At 64.9% G+C, this 16,502-nt stretch carries 17 protein-coding genes and 1 pseudogene; 10 read left to right on the top strand and 8 right to left on the bottom strand.

Annotated features, from left to right (window positions below; translation table 11 throughout):
* Positions 1-47: 47 nt before the first annotated feature.
* Positions 48-545 (bottom strand): YbaK/EbsC family protein, encoded by a 498-nt coding sequence (locus tag ACE04A_RS29980; protein WP_259253038.1) that lies wholly within the window; start codon positions 543-545, stop codon positions 48-50.
* A gap of 157 nt (positions 546-702) precedes the next feature.
* On the opposite strand from ACE04A_RS29980, the gene ACE04A_RS29975 reads away from it, so the two are divergent.
* A complete protein-coding gene (locus tag ACE04A_RS29975) occupies positions 703-1,512 on the top strand; it encodes an alpha/beta fold hydrolase (protein ID WP_279995023.1) in 810 nt (269 codons plus the stop codon).
* A gap of 42 nt (positions 1,513-1,554) precedes the next feature.
* On the opposite strand, the gene fusA is transcribed toward ACE04A_RS29975, so the two are convergent.
* The 4 genes from fusA to ACE04A_RS29955 all read right to left on the bottom strand — a co-directional run bounded on the left by fusA (position 1,555) and on the right by ACE04A_RS29955 (position 6,332).
* Entirely contained in the window at positions 1,555-3,666 is a 2,112-nt protein-coding gene (gene fusA, locus ACE04A_RS29970; RefSeq protein WP_259253036.1) for an elongation factor G, read from the bottom strand.
* A 323-nt stretch (positions 3,667-3,989) separates the two neighbouring features.
* Positions 3,990-4,454, bottom strand: a complete 465-nt coding sequence (locus ACE04A_RS29965) for a universal stress protein (RefSeq protein WP_050449174.1) — start codon at positions 4,452-4,454, stop codon at positions 3,990-3,992.
* Positions 4,455-4,542: 88 nt separating this feature from the next.
* Entirely contained in the window at positions 4,543-4,887 is a 345-nt protein-coding gene (locus ACE04A_RS29960) for a protein tyrosine phosphatase family protein (protein ID WP_279995024.1), read from the bottom strand.
* 29 nt (positions 4,888-4,916) lie between these two features.
* Positions 4,917-6,332: an aminotransferase-like domain-containing protein gene (locus tag ACE04A_RS29955; protein ID WP_100853149.1), complete on the bottom strand. Its 1,416-nt coding sequence runs from the start codon at positions 6,330-6,332 to the stop codon at positions 4,917-4,919.
* Between the two features lie 179 nt (positions 6,333-6,511).
* On the opposite strand from ACE04A_RS29955, the gene ACE04A_RS29950 reads away from it, so the two are divergent.
* From ACE04A_RS29950 to ACE04A_RS29935, 4 genes are all read left to right on the top strand, one after another.
* Positions 6,512-7,432, top strand: a complete 921-nt coding sequence (locus ACE04A_RS29950) for a DMT family transporter (RefSeq protein ID WP_438859684.1) — start codon at positions 6,512-6,514, stop codon at positions 7,430-7,432.
* Entirely contained in the window at positions 7,429-8,073 is a 645-nt protein-coding gene (locus ACE04A_RS29945) for a LysE family translocator (protein ID WP_100853151.1), read from the top strand. Before ACE04A_RS29950 ends, ACE04A_RS29945 begins: the two co-directional genes overlap by 4 nt.
* 100 nt (positions 8,074-8,173) lie before the next feature.
* Positions 8,174-9,061, top strand: coding sequence for an alpha/beta hydrolase (locus ACE04A_RS29940; RefSeq protein WP_485820810.1), 888 nt, complete (start codon positions 8,174-8,176; stop codon positions 9,059-9,061).
* Between the two features lie 99 nt (positions 9,062-9,160).
* Complete coding sequence (locus tag ACE04A_RS29935) at positions 9,161-9,811, top strand: GntR family transcriptional regulator (protein WP_485820809.1); 651 nt, start codon at positions 9,161-9,163, stop codon at positions 9,809-9,811.
* Positions 9,812-9,816: 5 nt separating this feature from the next.
* Here ACE04A_RS29935 and ACE04A_RS29930 read toward each other — a convergent pair whose 3' ends face one another.
* Positions 9,817-10,341 (bottom strand): multidrug/biocide efflux PACE transporter, encoded by a 525-nt coding sequence (locus ACE04A_RS29930; RefSeq protein ID WP_259253032.1) that lies wholly within the window; start codon positions 10,339-10,341, stop codon positions 9,817-9,819.
* Between the two features lie 95 nt (positions 10,342-10,436).
* On the opposite strand from ACE04A_RS29930, the gene ACE04A_RS29925 reads away from it, so the two are divergent.
* Positions 10,437-11,315: a LysR family transcriptional regulator gene (locus ACE04A_RS29925; protein ID WP_259253031.1), complete on the top strand. Its 879-nt coding sequence runs from the start codon at positions 10,437-10,439 to the stop codon at positions 11,313-11,315.
* A gap of 18 nt (positions 11,316-11,333) precedes the next feature.
* Here ACE04A_RS29925 and ACE04A_RS29920 read toward each other — a convergent pair whose 3' ends face one another.
* Entirely contained in the window at positions 11,334-12,143 is an 810-nt protein-coding gene (locus ACE04A_RS29920; protein WP_448718206.1) for a ChbG/HpnK family deacetylase, read from the bottom strand.
* Between the two features lie 36 nt (positions 12,144-12,179).
* Between ACE04A_RS29920 and ACE04A_RS29915 the strand changes: the two genes are divergently transcribed.
* Positions 12,180-12,572: a GtrA family protein gene (locus tag ACE04A_RS29915; protein ID WP_259253029.1), complete on the top strand. Its 393-nt coding sequence runs from the start codon at positions 12,180-12,182 to the stop codon at positions 12,570-12,572.
* Between the two features lie 30 nt (positions 12,573-12,602).
* Here ACE04A_RS29915 and ACE04A_RS29910 read toward each other — a convergent pair whose 3' ends face one another.
* Positions 12,603-13,679: a glycosyltransferase family 2 protein gene (locus ACE04A_RS29910; protein WP_485820808.1), complete on the bottom strand. Its 1,077-nt coding sequence runs from the start codon at positions 13,677-13,679 to the stop codon at positions 12,603-12,605.
* 238 nt (positions 13,680-13,917) lie between these two features.
* Between ACE04A_RS29910 and ACE04A_RS29905 the strand changes: the two genes are divergently transcribed.
* From ACE04A_RS29905 to ACE04A_RS29895, 3 genes and pseudogenes are all read left to right on the top strand, one after another.
* Positions 13,918-14,433, top strand: coding sequence for a GNAT family N-acetyltransferase (locus tag ACE04A_RS29905; protein ID WP_448718203.1), 516 nt, complete (start codon positions 13,918-13,920; stop codon positions 14,431-14,433).
* A 164-nt stretch (positions 14,434-14,597) separates the two neighbouring features.
* Positions 14,598-15,806, top strand: coding sequence for a sodium/glutamate symporter (gene gltS / locus ACE04A_RS29900; RefSeq protein ID WP_279995029.1), 1,209 nt, complete (start codon positions 14,598-14,600; stop codon positions 15,804-15,806).
* Positions 15,803-16,502, top strand: a pseudogene (locus ACE04A_RS29895) (TAXI family TRAP transporter solute-binding subunit); the annotation flags it as partial. The gene gltS and the pseudogene ACE04A_RS29895, both read left to right, overlap by 4 nt.

The following is a 16,502-nucleotide window of genomic DNA, read 5'->3' as shown; positions in this document are numbered from 1 at the left end:
GCGCTTGCCCCGTGCACGTAGCCAATGTGCTTGACCAATGCGCGGAGTCAGCCGCGCTGGGCCACGTCCACCACCGGCGCGCCGGTCATGTCGGCTAGCTGCTTCGGCGTCAGGTTGAACACCGCGTGCGGGTGGCCAGCGGCGGCCCACAGGCTGTCGTAATTGAAGAGATCCGCGTCCAGCAGCATCACCGGTTTGACGGCGTGGCCGATCGGGCAGACGCCGCCGATGGCGTAGCCCGTCATGTCGCGCACGAATTTGGCGTCGGCCTTGGCAAGCGCCCCCACCTGCTCCGCCACCTTGGCCTCGTCCACGCGATTGGCGCCGCTGGCGATGACCAACACCGGCGCGTCATCCGAGGCGCGCCGAAAAATGATCGACTTGGCAATCTGCGCCACCTCGCAGCCCAAGCCCGCCGCCGCCTCCGCCGAGGTCTTGCCGGTTTGCGGCAGGATCACGACCGGCTTGTCATGCCCAATTTCCAACAACAGGCGGGCGACGCGTTGGGCGGATTCGGGCAACAGGGCAAGGGACTCAGGGGACATCGTGACAGACTCCATGAAGACAAGACGGCAGCGATGCAGACGCTGCGTTCGGAAAGCCGACGATGAGTTTATCAGCGCTGCCCGAAGCGACCGGGCGGATGGGCCGCCGTCAGTGCCGGGCTAGAATGCGGACCTGGCCTTTCCGCTTTCTTCCCCCATGCGTTCCGAACCCGTCCTACCCCTGCAAACCGCCCTGATTGGCGGCTACGCCATGTCTTACACCGAATACGGCAGCGGCGTGCCGCTGGTGCTGGTGCACGGGTCGCTGTCCGACTGCCGCTACTGGAAGTCGCAGATGGCGCCGCTGGGAAAATCATTCCGCGTGCTGGCCGTGTGCCTGCGCCGGTATTGGCCCGAAACCTGGGACGGCGAAGGCGATGGGTTTTCCATTGAGCAGCACGCCGCCGACGTGCTGGAATTCATCGATACCGTGGCGGGCGGCCCCGCCCATCTGGTGGGCCATTCCCGTGGCGGCCGCGTCGTGCTGGAAGCGGCGCTGAGCCGGCCTGATGCCGTGCGCAGCCTGACCTTGGCTGACCCGGGCCTGCCGCTGCCTGGCGGCGGCGACGCGCGCGGGGGATTTCGCCAGCGGGCCTTGGCGCTGATCCGCCAGGGCGAGGTCGAGCAAGGCCTGGCGCTGTTCGTCGACACCGTCACGGGGCCGGACACCTGGCAACGCATGGTGCCCTGGTTCAAGGAAATGGTGCGCGACAACGTGGGCACGCTCTTCGGCCAAGCCGACGAACACCCCGAAGCGCTGACCCCGCAACAGATCCGCACGCTGAAGCTGCCCACGCTGTTGATCGGCGGGGCACTGAGCCCCGCCCCCTACCCCGCCGTGCTGGACGCCTTGTCTGAATGGCTGCCGCACGCCCAGCGCGTGACCGTCGTGGGTTCGTCCCATGGCATGAACCTGGGCAACCCGCGCGCCTTCAATGGCGCCATCCAGGAATTCATCGGCGGCTAAGGCTCATGCACGGCATTGCATCGCGTTGCGTTGCGTACGTGCTCAGCGCCCCGAGCCTTGGGCCGCGATGATTTCCTGCGCCACCTGGCGCGGCGCTTCGGCGTAGTGCTTGAACTCCATCGTGTAGGTAGCGCGGCCCTGCGTCAGCGAGCGCAATGACGTCGAATAGCCGAACATCTCGGCCAGCGGCACTTCGGCGCGCACGACCTTGCCGCCGCCGCCCGCAATGTCTTCCATGCCCTGCACCATGCCGCGCCGCGAAGACAGGTCGCCCATCACGTTGCCCGTGAAGTCTTCAGGCGTTTCCACCTCGACCTGCATCATCGGTTCAAGCAAGACCGGATCCGCGCGACGCATGCCTTCCTTGAACGCCATCGAGCCCGCCATCTTGAAGGCGTTTTCGTTGGAGTCCACGTCGTGGTACGAGCCGAAGAACAGCGTCGCCTTCACATCGACCACCGGGTAGCCCGCCAATACGCCTGCGTTCAGGGACTCGCGTATGCCCTTGTCGACCGCCGGAATGAATTCGCGCGGCACCACGCCGCCCTTGATGGCGTCCACAAACTCGTAGCCCTTGCCGGGTTCTTGCGGCTCAAGCTTCAATACCACATGGCCGTACTGGCCGCGTCCGCCCGACTGCTTGACGAACTTGCCTTCGACTTCGTTGCAGACCTTGCGAATGGTTTCGCGGTACGCCACCTGCGGCTTGCCGACGGTGGCCTCGACGTTGAACTCGCGCTTCATGCGGTCGACCAGAATTTCCAGATGCAGCTCACCCATGCCCGAAATAATGGTCTGGCCGGATTCCTCGTCGGTGCGCACGCGGAACGACGGGTCTTCCTGCGCCAGCCGGTTCAAGGCGATGCCCATCTTTTCCTGGTCGGCCTTGGTCTTGGGCTCCACCGCCTGGGAAATGACCGGCTCGGGGAAGACCATGCGTTCCAGGATGATGATGTGGGCGGGGTCTGAAAGGGTGTCGCCGGTGGTGACATCCTTGATCCCCACGGCCGCGGCAATATCGCCCGCGTACACCTCGGTGATTTCGCGCCGTTCGTTGGCGTGCATCTGCAGGATGCGGCCCAGCCGTTCCTTCTTGCCCTTGATGGGGTTGTAGACAGAGTCGCCGGATTTCACCACGCCTGAATACACGCGGAAGAACACCAGTTGGCCAACGAAGGGGTCCGTCATGATCTTGAAGGCCAAGGCCGAGAACGGTTCGTTGTCGGCGGAATGGCGTTCAATCTCGCCGTCGCGCTCGTCGTGGCCCTTGATGGCAGGCACGTCCAACGGCGACGGCATGTAGTCGATGACAGCGTCCAGCATGGCTTGCACGCCCTTGTTCTTGAAGGCACTGCCGCAAAGCATGGGCACGATTTCGTTGGCGATCGTGCGCGCACGCAGGCCCTGCTTGATCTCGTCTTCCGTCAGGGTTTCGCCCGACAGGTATTTTTCAAGCAGGGTTTCATTGGCTTCGGCGGCCTTTTCGACCATCTTGTCGTGCCACTTCCGGGCCTCGTCCTGCATGGCTGCGGGAATGTCCACGTACTGGAATTTCACGCCCTGGCTGGCATCGTCCCAGATGATGGCCTTCATCTTGACCAGGTCGATCACGCCTTCGAAGTGGTCTTCGGCGCCCACGGGCAGTTGGATCGGCACGGCGTCGCCTTTCAGGCGTTCGGCGATCTGGCGCTGCACGCGCAGGAAATCGGCGCCCACGCGATCCATCTTGTTCACGAACGCCAGGCGCGGCACCTTGTACTTGTTGGCCTGGCGCCAGACGGTTTCTGACTGCGGCTGCACGCCGCCCACGGCGTCATAGACCATGACGGCGCCATCCAGCACGCGCATGGACCGTTCAACTTCAATGGTGAAGTCAACGTGGCCCGGCGTGTCGATGATGTTGATGCGGTGCTCGGGGTAATTGCCCGCCATGCCCTTCCAGAAGGCGGTGGTGGCGGCCGACGTGATGGTGATGCCGCGTTCCTGCTCTTGTTCCATCCAGTCCATCACGGCGGCGCCGTCATGGACTTCGCCGATTTTGTGGGTGATACCGGTGTAGAAGAGGATGCGCTCGGTCGTCGTCGTTTTGCCCGCGTCGATATGGGCGCTGATGCCGATGTTGCGGTAAAGCTCGATGCGCGTCTTGCGAGTCATGGCCTCTTCCTTGCAGTAAACCACTAGGCAGTACGGCAAGCCCGACCGGGCGCTGCCGCGGCGGGCGCCATGCCGCGTTTCGTGTGGGGTGATGCGTAACCGCGCCCGCGCTGATGCGTGAATATTACGCGCCGCGCGCCAAGTTTCAAGCTTTGCCACTACGGCCGACAAGGAAACCCGGCATCGCGGCTTTACCGCCGCCCCGCCGGGCGGCAACGCGTGCGCAACGCCCACAAAAAAGCCCCTCTTGAAAGAGGGGCTGTGCACGGCACGCGAGGCGGCAGCGATGGGCCAGGCGCGCACGCCCGGCCTTGCCGCCCGCCTTACTTCTTGTCTTCTTTGACGCGATACACCAGCACGGCGGTGGTCGCCAGCGACAGCACCTTGGCGGTGACGCTGCCCAACAGCAGGCGCGACAGGCCGCTGCGGCCGTGGCTGCCGATGAAGATCAGGTCGCAGCCGACGTCGGAGGCGGCTTGCACGATGCCGTCCGCAACGTTGAAGTTGGACACGGCGCGCGATTCGGATTTGACCCCGGCGGTATCGGCGCGGTCGGTGATCTGCTTCAGATACTTGTCGGCTTGCTCGGCCGATGCCTTCTCGTAGTCTTCGTCGGTGATGGCGTAGGCGGCGGCCATGCCGTCAAACCCGATGGTGGCCGCAAACGGCTGGGTGACATACAGCGCGACGACTTCCGCGCCGACCGAACGTGCGAAGGAAATGCCCGCATTGGCGGCTTGGGCCGACAACGGCGAACCGTCGGTGGGAATCAGGATCTTCTTGAACATCTTGCCTGCTCCTGTTTGAGAGGGATCTTTATGCTACCGGAAAGCCGCCCGGCCCACATCAAGGTGAGCCCGGCGATCTTGACGTGCGTCAACCTAATTGCTGGGCGGCGGCGTACAGGTTGGTGCAACGGGTGCCGGTGCGGCAATAGGCCAGCACGGGACCCGGCAGGGTTTTCAGCAATTCGGCAAAGCGAACTACATCCGACACCGTCATGGCGCTGCCCACCACGGGTTGGTATTCGATTTTCAGGCCGGCCGCTTCGGCGGCCTTGGACACGTCGGCGGCGGTGGGCTGGTCCGGGCCGCCTTCGAAGTCGGGGCGGTTGATGATGACGCTCTTGTAGCCTGCGGCGGCAACGTCAGCCATGTCGTCGGGGCCGAGTTGCGGCGCGACGGCGAAGTTTTCAGTCAGGGGTTTGATCGGTGCGGACATGGCGGTTCCTTCAAATAGATAGCTGCATATTATTGATTGTAGGAGCCGTTTTGCGCGAAGAGTTTTTCCAATTGGGTCCAGATCCCGCGGTCATCGGCGATCGAGACGGAAAAGCGCAGCATGGTCGACGGCGCCTGCGACGGGGAAAACAGCGTGCCCGGCGCCAGCAGCATCCCCCGGTCGGCGGCCTCGCGCGCCAGCACCTCGCTATCGCGTCCGCAGTCAGCCCAGACAAACATTCCGGCATTGGGCTCGTGGGGCACTGTCAGGCCCAGCTTCAGCAAGCCTTTCAGGCAGCGCTGACGCGCGTCGTCCACTCTTGCGCGCACGCGCTCGATGTGGCGCCGGTACTGCCCTTCCATCAGCACGCGATGGATCACGCGCTCGCCCAGTTCGGGCGAAGTCAGGCCGGCCAGCATTTTCAAGTCGGCCAATTTCTGAAGAATGTCGGGGTTGGCCGCGACATAGCCCACGCGCAGGCTCGCGGCCAGCATCTTGGAATAGCCGCTGACCAGGATGACGCGGTTCAGCCGGTCAAGCACGGCCAGTTTCATGGCGCCGCCCGGATGCAGCTCGCCATAGGTGTCGTCCTCGACGACCATGAAGTCGTGGCGTTCGGCGATGCGCAGGATGTCGTAGGCCACGCCGGCGGACAGCGTGTGCCCGGTGGGGTTGTGGACGGCGCTGTTGATGATGAACAGCTTGGGCTTGTGCTCGGCGGCCAGTTGCTCCAACAGGGCGATATCCGGGCCATCGGGCCCGCGCGGCACGCCGATCAGGCGTGCGCCAAATGCCGCCAGGCGGCCGAAGATGACGAACCAGGCGGGGTCTTCCACCAATACGGTGTCGCCGGGTTTGACCAGGTACCGGGCGATCAGGTCCAGGCCGTGCGTGACGCCGTTCGTGGTCAGCAGATTCAGTTCGGGGTGCGCGGGCACGCCGTCGTTCTGCAAGGTGGCCGCAATCTGCTGCCGCAACGGCGCAAAGCCCTGCGGGTGGCCGTAACTGACGAGGTTGGCGCGCACCGACCGCCCCACCGCGCGCACCGCGCCGGCCACCATTTCAGGATCGAGCCAGTCGGCCGGCAAAAGGCCCGCGCCGCCCGGCATGCCCTGTGCGGTGGTTTCGCGAAACATGCTGCGCAGCAACCAGGCAATATCGATGCGCGCGGGCGGCGCGAGCGAAGCGGCAGGGGCTGTGGCCACCGCCGCCAAGGGGCCGCTGCGCGCGCGGACGAAGAAGCCGGCCCCACGGCGTGACTGCACCAGCCCCCGGGCGACCAGGCGATCATAGGCCTCGACCACCGTAAACCGGCTGACGCCGGACTGCTCGGCCATTTTGCGAATGGACGGCAGCCGCGTTCCCGGACGCAGGCCTTGTTCGTCGATGCGGCGCGCCAGGCCGTCGGCCAATTGCGACACCAGCGAGGCATCGGCCTGGCGCACGGGCAGCCAAGGCAGGGAGGAAGCGGGGGGAGGAGCAACTGTCATGGGAATTTGACCAGGCCAGTGATTAAAGTGATATGCCGAAGTGTACCGGTACTGTACCGATAACTATGCGTAGAGTGACAGCAATACGGCTTGCCCGCAATGGGTGACGTCCTCCCCTGTTTTCCGGTAATCACATGACCCGCTCCACGCTCTATCCCCCGGCCCCGGCGATGCCCGCCGCGCCCTCCTCTGTCTGGGAAGGCTATGGATACGGCTTCCTGGGTGTCCTGGTCTTTTCCCTGACGCTGCCCATGACCCGCTTGGCCGTGGCCGAACTAGCTCCGCTATTGGTCGGGCTGGGACGAGCGCTGGTGGCGGCGGTACCGGCCGTCGCCCTGCTTTGGGTGACGCGCAGCCGGCGACCGAACCGGCAGGAATGGCCCGGCGTCATTCTTGCCGCCTTGGGCATCGTGGTGGGCTGGCCCCTGGCGTCGTCCATGGCAATGCAGACGGTGCCTGCCGCGCACGGCGCCGTGTTCAACGGGCTGCTGCCGCTGTCGACCGCTGCCTTTGCCGCATTACGCAGCGGCGAACGACCTTCCGCCTCCTTTTGGAGCTGGGCGATCGTCGGCGCCGCGCTGGTAACGGTTTATGCGCTGCGCCAGGGCGACGGCACCTTGAGCACGGGCTACCTGTGGTTGCTCGTGGCGGTTGTGCTGGGCGGCATGGGCTATGCGGAAGGTGGACGCGCCGCGCGCACGCTGGGCGGCTCGCGCACCATTTGTTGGGCGCTGGCGATCAGCGCGCCCGTCGTCGCCGCGCCGGTTGGCTGGATGGCGGCGCAAGCCACCTGGCCAAGCGCCGCCGTGGTTTCAGCTTGCGCGTATCTTGCGATCGGATCTATGTTTCTTGGATTCTTCGCCTGGTATCGCGGCCTGGCCGTGGGCGGCATTGCCCGGGTAGGCCAAGTGCAGTTGCTGCAGCCCTTCCTGACCGTCGTCGCGGCCGCATTGTTGTTTGGCGAAACCGTGGAGGCGTCGACATTCGTCTTTGCCGCTGCCGTGATCGCCGTTATTGCCGGCGGACGCCGCGCCATCGTAAGGACCCAAAAATGAATCTGTTCCCGACCAACTGGGCCGACGTGCCCCTGGCTTCCATGTCGCTGTTGGGGCCGCTGGCCCTGTTTGCGCTGGTCAGCTCGATTACGCCGGGACCCAATAACGTCATGCTGGCGTCGTCCGGCTTGAACTTTGGCTTTCGCCGCAGCCTGCCCCACCTGCTGGGGGTGAACCTGGGATTCACCTTGATGATCTTCCTGGTGGGCATCGGACTGGGTTCGGCGTTCCAGCAGGTGCCCGAGCTTTACACCGCGCTGAAGTACGCCGGCGCGGCCTACCTGCTTTACCTGGCCTGGAAGATTGCCAACTCCGGCGACATGGAAGATGGCGAGGCCCGCGGCAAGCCGTTCACTTTCCTGCAAGCGGCGGCGTTCCAGTGGGTCAACCCGAAGGCCTGGGTCATGGCGGTGGGCGTGGTGGCCACCTATACGCCGCAAAATGGCTTCTTCGCCAATCTGGTCATCGCCACCGTGGTGTGCGGCGTGGTCAACCTGCCCAGCATCGGCGTGTGGGTCACATTCGGCACCGCCCTGCGCCGCGTACTGCACAAGCCCTGGGCGATTCGCGCGTTCAACGTGGGCATGGCGCTGCTGCTGGTGGCATCCCTGTATCCCGTGGCGCTGGACCTGCTGCGCTGAAGCCAAGGCCGGCTGGCGGGCACGGGGTGTTGACGGCCCCGGCGCATCCGGGAGTATGCTGACGGCGGAACCCAGCCGGCCCAACAGGGTCATATTTTCCATGCCCGCCCTTCCCCGCTTTTCTCCCCGCCGACTATTCGTCGCTGCCCTGCTGGCCGCCGCCAGCGTGGTCGGCTGCTCGCAGTTGGACTCCTGGCAACGCCAGACGATCTTCTCCCCCCAATCCGAACCGCAGACGTGGTGGCGCGAACCCGCCGCCGGCACCGAGGTCTACGACCTGAAGCTGGCCAATGGTGACCAGATTCGTGCCTGGTACCGGCAAAGCGCCCAGGCAAACGCGCCCACCGTGCTTTACCTGCATGGGGCGCGCTGGAACCTGAACGGCAGCGCCTTTCGCATCGACGGATGGGCGCGCATGGGCTATTCGGTGCTGGCCATCGACTACCGGGGGTTCGGGGCCTCGACACCGCGCCTGCCCTCGGAAGAAAGCGCGCTGGAAGACGCCATGGCGGGACTGAAGGAATTGGCCCGGCTGCAACCCAACCCCGCGCGCCGCTTCGTTTATGGCCATAGCCTGGGCGGCGCCATCGCCATCGACCTGGCGGCCCGCCCCGAACAACCCGATTTTGCCGGCCTGATCGTGGAATCCAGCTTCACCAGCATCGGCGCCATGCTGGGCACATTGCGCTGGGGCAAAGTTCCCGGCGCGGGGGTGGTGGTGACGCAGCCCTTTGACTCGGTGGACAAGCTGGCGCGCATGCATACGCCCATGCTGTTCATGCACGGCACGGCCGACCGCGTGGTGCCGCACACGATGAGCGACGAACTGTTCGCCGCCGCCCGCAATGTGGCGCCGGAGCTGAAGCGGCTGGTAAAAATCGACGGCGCCTCGCACTCGGGCGCCTTCCGCAGCGGCCCGCAGTACGATGCCGCCGTAAGAACCTTCATGCAGGACGCCTCGCGCGCCTACACGCGCAAGGAAGGCTGAGCGCGCCTTCGCTCGCGCCAATGCGCTAGGTTACGATACGGATCGGCGCAAACTGCTGGCCGGCAAGCAATGGTGCACACCCAAGGAAAGCAATAATTCATGGCTGGAGCAGAGCCCAAGCGGCGCGCCGCGGACGTCGCCTACGGCCAGATCGAAAGCATGATCGCCACGCTGCAATTAGAACCGGGCAGCGCGGTGGTGGAAGCAGATCTGGTTGAAAAAACCGGTTTGGGGCGAACGCCGCTGCGGGAAGCGCTGCTGCGCATGGTGGCGGCCGGCCTGATCCGCCAGGAACCCAGGCGTGGCCTGCGCGTATCGATGATCCAGTTGGCGGATCACATGGATCTGATTCAGACCCGCCGCGCGCTGGAACATCTGATAGCCGCCAACGCCGCACGCCGGGCCACCTCCGCGCAACGCAGCCAGATCGTGGAATGCGCGGCGCAGATGATCCGCGCCTCGGAAGGCGACAACCTGGACGACTACATGCACGCGGACCAGTTGTTGGACCATGTTTGCCATCAGGCCTGTCGTAATGAGTCGGCGGTGAACGCCGTCGAGCCGCTGATCATCCAATGCCGGCGCTTCTGGTACGCCTATCAGCATGAAGGCGACATCGCCGAGGGTGCGCGCCGCCACATGTTGATGGCCCAAGGCATCGCCACCGGCAACGAAGCCGACGCCATCAAGGGCGCCGATTCGTTGATGGACTACCTGGAGATGTTCACGCGCAAGGTGATCAACGCGTAATTTAATCAGCGCGTAATGGGAGCGACCGTCGGGGGAGCGACCGTCGGGGTAACGGCCGTCGGCGGCGCCTCGTCCGCCTTGCCCCGGCCCAGCCACTGCATGACGCGCGGGCGCGAGCGGTCGTAGGCCAGGTTGTACAGGAAGGCGTAGGGCAGGTAGAACAGCACCAGCGCAATGTCCAGCACGAAGGCTTCCCACAGGCTGATATTGAGCCACCAGGCCGCCAGCGGAATCACGATCAAGATCAGGCCCAGCTCGAAGCCAAAGGCGTGGACGACCCGCACGCGCATGTTGCGGGTGAACCCCAAGCGGTTTTCCAGGCGGTCGAATCCGGCGTTGTAGATCATGTTCCACACCAGCGCGATCCAGGCGATCACCGCGGTCAGCACGCCCATTTCAAACAAGGATTTGCCCATGGCCCAGGCGGCAGCCGGCGCGCACAGGCCGATGGCCAGGATTTCGAACAGGAAAGCGTGGAAGAAACGTTCTTTGAGGGTTTTGGTGCTTGGGGTTTTGGAGGATTGCGACATGACCCACCTGCGGTCGATTGAAGAGAACGGCGACGATTTTCGACGATATTTCCGGTACGATAAAGATACTATCCATCGGAAAACCCGATACAACCATGCGCCACTCGCTCGAATCCCTGGCGGCATTCGCCCAGGTCGCCTCTGAAGGTTCCTTTTCCGCCGCCGCCCGCAAGCTGGGCAAAAGCCAGTCCACCATCAGCGAGACCATCGCGAACCTGGAGGTGGACCTGAACGTCACCCTCTTCAACCGCAGCCAGCGGCAGCCCGCCCTGACCGAAGCCGGCCAGGTGCTGCTGGGCCAGGCGCTGCAGGTGCTGGCCGCCAACGACCGCTTCAACCGCAGCGCCAACCAGTTGGCCGAGGGCCTGGAACCCCGGCTGACCGTAGTGCTGTCGGACACGTTCCAGTCGAAGACATTCGAGAACATGCTCAGCCAGATCGACCAGCGCTACCCGGCGCTGCGCTTTGAATGCCTGATCGCCGAATACGAAGATGTGGTGGCGCTGGTGCAGCAAGGCCGCGCGCATTTGGGCCTGATGGCCGCGCAGGACGATTACCCGCCCGACGTGGCGCACGCAACGTTGTCGGAGCTTTCCGAAATCGTCTTGTGCGTAGGCCGCAACCATCCACTGGCCAGCCAGCCCAGCGTCGGCACCGATGCGCTCAGGCTCGAACGCGAACTGCGCCTGAGCACCTACGAGCTTGACGATAAGGACGCCGCACCGCCGAACGCCACCTGGTCGGCGCCGGGTTACCTGATGCTGCTGGAAATGGCGAGCCTGGGTTTTGGCTGGGCCGAACTGCCCCGCTGGATGATCCAACGTTTTGGCCGCGACCAACTCGTGGAACTGACGGTGCCGGGCTGGCCCCGCCACATCCGCGTGGACGCCGTCTGGTCCACCCGACGCGCGTTGGGGCCGGCAGGCGCCTGGCTGCTGGATAGCCTGACCCGCGACGCTTCCCGGCAGCGCTGATCCGCGCGCGGCCCCGCTTCAGTACGCGGGCAGCCGAGAGATGCGCACGCCATTGGCGTTCATCCAGTCACCCAGCTTGGGGCTTGCCAGTACATCGAACTCGGCACGGCGTTGGCTCGACATTGGATTGCCATCTTGGACGCGCATGGCGGGATGGCACATCAGCAAGTCGCCGTCGCGCGCATTGAACAGCCAGTGCTGCAACAGATCCGCATAACGCCGCTTGCCGCCTTCGAACCCATACACGCCCAGCAGCCGGCGATTGGTGCGCAGCCCGTCGCGGCTGGCCTGACGCGCCAGCGCCCCCGCACCCAGCGCCCCGATGACGCGCGCCTTGATCGATTCCTTGAGCGGAATACCGCAAAGCATGCCCGGCGCGGTCTGGCGCAACCAGGGTCGTTGCGCGCCCTGGCGCCGCTTCAACTGCGACAGCACCTGATCGCGTATGCCCGGCAACTGATGCACGTGCTGATGGCCATCGACGTAATCCGGCGCACGGCCGAACGCGGCGTCAAACGCATCGAACTGCTGGTCCAGTTGTGCCTGAACCCAGTCCGTGTCCAGGCGGCCCGCATAGGCGTTGAAGATCAGCTTGCCCAAGGCAGGCATCGGCATGGCCCCGGCGCCCAGCGATTCAGTCAGGTTCACATGCAGGCCGATATCGACGTTGCGCTCGCCCAGGCGGCGGGCGTTGGCGGCAAAGGTTGGCCCCAACACCAGACAACTGACCGCGCTGATTCGGCCCATGTCGGCCAGTGCAATCATGCCTTCATCGATGTCGGCATTCATGCCAAAATCGTCGCCGCAGACTATGACTCGTTTGCTCATCGCATTTACCTCAATATTCCCATTCACGCCGGCCCCATGCGCGCCTTGCTTCACCAGATCAGCCTCTTTGTTGCCGTTGGATGCGCCGCGGCCGCAACGCATTGGGCGGTTGCCGTCGGCTGCGTCGAGGCTTTCGCCATGCCGCCGCTGGCCGCCAACCTGATCGGATGGCTGGTCGCCTTCGCCGTGTCGTTCGCTGGCCACTATCGGCTGACGTTCCAACATGCCCAAATTCCCTGGACCATAGCGATCCGTCGTTTCTTCTTAATTTCAGCGGCAGGCTTCGTCATCAACGAGTCGGCCTATGCGCTGCTGCTGCACACCACCAACATCCGCTATGACGTCTTGCTGGCCCTGATCCTGATCGGTCTGGCGTTCGCCACGTTCGTGGCGAGCAGGCTGTGGGCCTTCCGCAAGCCCGCCAACTAAGCGGCGCACGAGCGGGGTCAGAGGCCAGGATCAGACGCCAGGCTTGCCAGAGTCCGTGCCGGCATCCATGGGCCGGCCGCGCCGCTGGCGCACCACATACAGCGGCCGCCCCTTGACCTCGTCAAAGATGCGCGCGACGTATTCGCCCACGACACCCAGCGAAATCAGGTTCACGCCGGCAAAGAAAAGCACGGCGGTGACGATGGTCGTCCAACCCGAAACGGGGTTGCCAGAGTGGAGGTAGTCGCCCACCAGATACGCGGCATAAGACATCGCCGCGAACGCGAAGACCACACCGGCCAGGCTCACCAGCCGCAGCGGCCAGGTGGTAAAGGCCGTCAAGCCGTCCAGTGCCAGGCGAAACAGGCGTATGCCGCCGAAGCGGCTGTTGCCATGCATGCGCTCATCGGGCGTGTAGGGCAGCGCCTCGCCTTTGAAGCCGACCCAGGCGTACAGGCCCTTCATGAAACGGGTACGTTCGGGCAAGGCGTTCAGCGCGTCGACGACGCCCCGGTCCATCAGGCGGAAATCTCCCGCGTGTGCCGGCACATCGACGCCACGCGCACTGCTCAACAGCTTGTAGAACCAGCGCGCGCCAGAGCGCTTGAACCAAGACTCGTCATGCCGGGTTTCGCGCACGGCGTAAACCATCTCGGCGCCCGCGGCCCAACGGGCCAGCATCTGCTCGATCAACGCGGGCGGGTGTTGCAGGTCGGCATCCAGGCAGATGACGGCGTCGCCGATGGCGGCTTGCAGCCCGGCGCTTAGCGCGGCTTCCTTGCCAAAGTTGCGCGATAACTGCACGTAGCGAAAGCCCGCGTGCTGCGTCCATTCGGCCATCAGCGATTCCGTGGCGTCCGTGCTGCCGTCGTCCGCCACAATGATTTCCCAACGGGTGCAACGCGCCGACAAGCGACTGCGCAAGAGCGGCAGCAAGACGCGCAGATTTTCGGCTTCGTTCAGGCAGGGAACCACGCAGGAGACACAACTGTCATATGGCACCGCCGCGGACGCGACCGCTGCTCTCGCGGCCCAAGGCGTCTCCAGCGGGTACGGGTGAGTCAGCACGCGCTGAGCTATCGGGTCAGACCGGAAATGAAGATGCATACGACGGTGGTCTAGGAATGCAGGGAATGCAATGACGCGAAGTATGTGCGGCACTGCGTCAAATTTTCATGAAATGCCCAAGCGCCAACCTGCCGGCCCGGCCGGCGCAGGCCCCCTGGCTGCCGCTATACGTCCCTGATTCGTCACGCCCCGTGAAACGGCGTCCCGGCCCGCATCGGTAAAATGCGCGGCAGTTTTTTTGTCTTTACAGGTTGTTATGCAATACCGAGTCCGACCTATGCTTGCCAGCGACGTGGACGGCATCTTGGATACCCAGGCCCTTGCCTATCCCAACTTTCTGCTGGAAAGCGCTGCGTTCTTTTTGAATCGCTTGATGCTCGCGCCCGATCACTGCTGGGTGGCCTGCGCGTCGGACGATGACGCCGTGCTGGGTTATCTGATTTCGTATCCCTGGGACGCGGGCTTGCCGCCTGCCCTGGGGGTGGCGTTGACGGCGCTGCCCACGCAGGCTGACCACTGGTTCCTGCACGACTGCGCCGTGGCGCCGTCCGCGCAAGGGCTGGGCGTGGGCCAGGCGCTGCTGCGCACGGCGGCTTCACGTGCCATGGAATGCGGACTGCAACGCGCCAGCCTGGTGTCGCTGGCATCGGCGACCAGCTACTGGCACCGCCACGGCTACCGTCCCGTGTCCGAGGCAAACGCCGCGCCCGATAAAAACGATTTGGCCTTGGCCGACAAATTGGCGGGCTATGGCCCTCAGGCCAGCTACATGGCGCGCAGCTTTCCGCTGTAGCCGCCCTGTCCCGGGCCTTGCATCGCAAGGCCCCGCGCGTTGACGCTTCTTTTCTATACATCGCGACATTCGCGGCCGTAATATAGGGCCGCAATCTCAATGATGTGGCGGCAACGGTTCCGATAGTCTGACTTGCTGCGCCCCGCCCGGGCGCGAAGGTTTATATGATCTCGCTTTCGCCCGTCCAGTCCCTGCTAGCCTGCTGCCTGGTGCTAGTCATCGGCCGCGTGCTGACCACCAACATCGGCATCCTGCGCCGCTACAGCATTCCCGACCCCATCGTAGGCGGCCTGTTGTTCGCCATCCTGGCCTACGCACTGGCGAACTGGGGCGGCGTTTCCGTCTCGATGGAAACCAGCATCAGGCCCACCTTGCTGCTGCTGTTCTTCGGCTGCATCGGCCTGACGGCAAACTTGAAATTGCTGGCCAAGGGCGGCCCCCGCCTGATCGCCTTTCTACTGGCGCTGATCCCCTTCCTGATTTTGCAGAACGCCGTGGGCCTGGGCATGGCCTGGCTGCTGGACATGCATCCGCTGATGGGACTCTTGGGCGGCACGATCACCCTTGTGGGTGGGCATGGAACCGGCGCGGCCTATGCGACGCGCTTTGCCGACTTCAACAACATCCAGGACGTCATGGCCCTGGCGATGACCTCCGCCACCTTGGGCCTGGTGCTGGGCGGCGTGGTGGGTGGCCCGGTGGCGGAATGGCTGATGCGCCGGCACAAGCTGGCCGGCAGCCTGGACCCCAAGGCAGATACCGGCAACAAGGTGCCAGACCTTGCCGAGCCCACGGAACCCGCCACCGCCGGGTCGTTCATCGTGTCGATGACGGCGGCGTTTGTCTGCCTGGTCGTGGGCGGCTATCTGGCCATGCTGGTCGAGGGCGCCCCCGTCAGCCTGCCCAACTTCCTGTGGTGCCTGGCCACCGGCGTGCTCATCCGCAACGGCGGCGCGCGCCTCGGCCTGAAGCTGGACGACCGCGTCACCGAGATCATCGGCACCATCGCGCTCTCGCTCTTCCTGGGCATGACCATGATGACGCTGGACCTGTCCAGCGTGGCGCGGCTGGCCGGCCCGCTGGCCCTGATGCTGGTGGTGCAGACGCTGTTCTGCGCGCTGTATGCCGCCTGGGTTGTTTTCCGGCTGCTCAAGAGTGACTACGAAGCGGCCATCATGTCGGCAGCCTTCTGCGGCTTCGGCCTGGGCGCTACCGCTACCGCCATTGCCAACATGCAAGCCTTGACGCGCCGCCACGGCCCCGCGCCGGAGGCGTTCATCGTGGTGCCGGTCACGGGCGCGTTCCTGGTGGACATCCTGAACGTCATCGTGCTGACGTCCTTGATCTCCTTGCCGTTCGTGGGGGGGATGTGACCATGTTCAAACGCCTTGTCCTGATCGCGCTCTGCCTGATGCTGGCCGCTTGCGGCCGCGCACCCGATGCCGATGCGCTACGTGCCGACGTCAACTCCGCGCTGGCCGCCACCTATGGCGAGGGTCTGTTCCGCATCACGGACCTGAAACGCCGTGGCTCCGCCTCCGACAGCAATGCGCCCGCGGGCGAAAGCCGTCGCGTGGTGTATTACGACGTCGAACTGACCTTGGGGCGCGACATCGCGCTGGGCGCCTGGGACCAACCCGGCGCGGCGTCGCTGGTGACATTGCTGGGCGCGGGCCCGCGCAGCATCAGCGGCGTGAAGTCTGGCGGGAACCAGGCCGGCGACCGTCTGGTGGCGCACGCCAGTGCCATCTATCGCCAAGAGGGCGACACCTGGAAACGCGTTACGCCGGCGGGCTTCAAAGCCGCCGAAGCGCCGTCGCTGGATACCGGCGCCCCGCCCCCCGTCACCCGGCGATTGCTGGATGCGCTGGACCAGATCACCCATTCCGTCGCCTACAGTGCGTCAAGCACGGCACAGAATGTCGTGCAGCAGGAACTGGAACGCTCGGTCGCGCGCATCAATGGTCGGCTGGCGCGCCTGCAACAAGGCTACCCACTGGCGGGCGGCCCCGACGGTGGCGAATACGTGGCATTCGCGCGCGCCCTCAGCGCCGTGGGGCGCGCCCGCC

Source organism: Achromobacter colocynthidis, from assembly GCF_057334535.1.
Note: the sequence above shows the minus strand (reverse complement) of the source record. Positions and strands in the feature narration are given on the sequence as shown.

Bases quoted from the DNA above. Each gene is read 5' to 3' on its own strand.
- ACE04A_RS29980 (WP_259253038.1), bottom strand. From the start codon at position 545: ATGTCCCCTGAGTCCCTTGCCCTGTTGCCCGAATCCGCCCAACGCGTC.
- ACE04A_RS29975 (WP_279995023.1), top strand. From the start codon at position 703: ATGCGTTCCGAACCCGTCCTACCCCTGCAAACCGCCCTGATTGGCGGC.
- fusA (WP_259253036.1), bottom strand. From the start codon at position 3,666: ATGACTCGCAAGACGCGCATCGAGCTTTACCGCAACATCGGCATCAGC.
- ACE04A_RS29965 (WP_050449174.1), bottom strand. From the start codon at position 4,454: ATGTTCAAGAAGATCCTGATTCCCACCGACGGTTCGCCGTTGTCGGCC.
- ACE04A_RS29960 (WP_279995024.1), bottom strand. From the start codon at position 4,887: ATGTCCGCACCGATCAAACCCCTGACTGAAAACTTCGCCGTCGCGCCG.
- ACE04A_RS29950 (WP_438859684.1), top strand. From the start codon at position 6,512: ATGACCCGCTCCACGCTCTATCCCCCGGCCCCGGCGATGCCCGCCGCG.
- ACE04A_RS29945 (WP_100853151.1), top strand. From the start codon at position 7,429: ATGAATCTGTTCCCGACCAACTGGGCCGACGTGCCCCTGGCTTCCATG.
- ACE04A_RS29940 (WP_485820810.1), top strand. From the start codon at position 8,174: ATGCCCGCCCTTCCCCGCTTTTCTCCCCGCCGACTATTCGTCGCTGCC.
- ACE04A_RS29935 (WP_485820809.1), top strand. From the start codon at position 9,161: ATGGCTGGAGCAGAGCCCAAGCGGCGCGCCGCGGACGTCGCCTACGGC.
- ACE04A_RS29930 (WP_259253032.1), bottom strand. From the start codon at position 10,341: ATGTCGCAATCCTCCAAAACCCCAAGCACCAAAACCCTCAAAGAACGT.
- ACE04A_RS29925 (WP_259253031.1), top strand. From the start codon at position 10,437: ATGCGCCACTCGCTCGAATCCCTGGCGGCATTCGCCCAGGTCGCCTCT.
- ACE04A_RS29920 (WP_448718206.1), bottom strand. From the start codon at position 12,143: ATGAGCAAACGAGTCATAGTCTGCGGCGACGATTTTGGCATGAATGCC.
- ACE04A_RS29915 (WP_259253029.1), top strand. From the start codon at position 12,180: ATGCGCGCCTTGCTTCACCAGATCAGCCTCTTTGTTGCCGTTGGATGC.
- ACE04A_RS29910 (WP_485820808.1), bottom strand. From the start codon at position 13,679: ATGCATCTTCATTTCCGGTCTGACCCGATAGCTCAGCGCGTGCTGACT.
- ACE04A_RS29905 (WP_448718203.1), top strand. From the start codon at position 13,918: ATGCTTGCCAGCGACGTGGACGGCATCTTGGATACCCAGGCCCTTGCC.
- gltS (WP_279995029.1), top strand. From the start codon at position 14,598: ATGATCTCGCTTTCGCCCGTCCAGTCCCTGCTAGCCTGCTGCCTGGTG.